Raw genomic sequence first — 561 nt, forward strand, 5'->3', positions numbered from 1 at the left:
GGCGTCTTCCGGGCTGTCCGGCGAGGTGTGCAGTAGGCGTTCATCGCTGTAGACCAGGCATAGGTATTTCATGGCGATCTCCTGATTCGAACGGATCAACTATGGCTGAAGATCAGGGGGTTACATCGAACAGCGTCGCGCCGCTCATCGGATCGTACGGTCCCGACCAGTGTTTGTGGGCAATCTTCCACGCCCCGCCGACTTGCCGATAACAGGCGGCCCCACGCATCCAGCAACTCTGGGTTTCGACCTTGTCGTTGGTGCCGCCGCAATTGGCCACCCAATGGGCGAAGGCAATGTTGTCGGCGCTTTCGATGGCGATTTCGTGGAACTCGAAGATGTGCGGACCGGGGCACATTTCCATGCACTCGACCCAATGCGCGCGGTAAGCCGCTTTGCCTTTGAATTGCAGCGCCTTGATCGCATCGAACGAGACGATGTCGTCGGCGTACAGGGCCATGACTTTCTCGACGTCCTTGGCCATTACCGCTTCGCGATAGGTATTGATCAGAGTCTGGATTTCGCTTTGTGCGCTCATGGTGTTCTCCGTGGTTTTTGTTG

Annotated in this window: 1 protein-coding gene and 1 pseudogene; both read right to left on the reverse strand. The window is 57.2% G+C overall.

The genetic code is table 11. The annotated features are described in order from the left end of the window. Positions 1 to 72: pseudogene (locus tag J5M71_RS26780) on the reverse strand (YciI family protein); the annotation flags it as partial. Between the two features lie 40 nt (positions 73 to 112). Beyond that, entirely contained in the window at positions 113 to 538 is a 426-nt protein-coding gene (locus tag J5M71_RS26785; protein WP_207838525.1) for a nuclear transport factor 2 family protein, read from the reverse strand. Positions 539 to 561: the final 23 nt, after the last annotated feature.

The sequence above is a fragment of the Pseudomonas sp. 43(2021) genome (assembly GCF_017490805.1).
In the GTDB taxonomy this organism is placed as follows: Bacteria; Pseudomonadota; Gammaproteobacteria; order Pseudomonadales; family Pseudomonadaceae; genus Aquipseudomonas.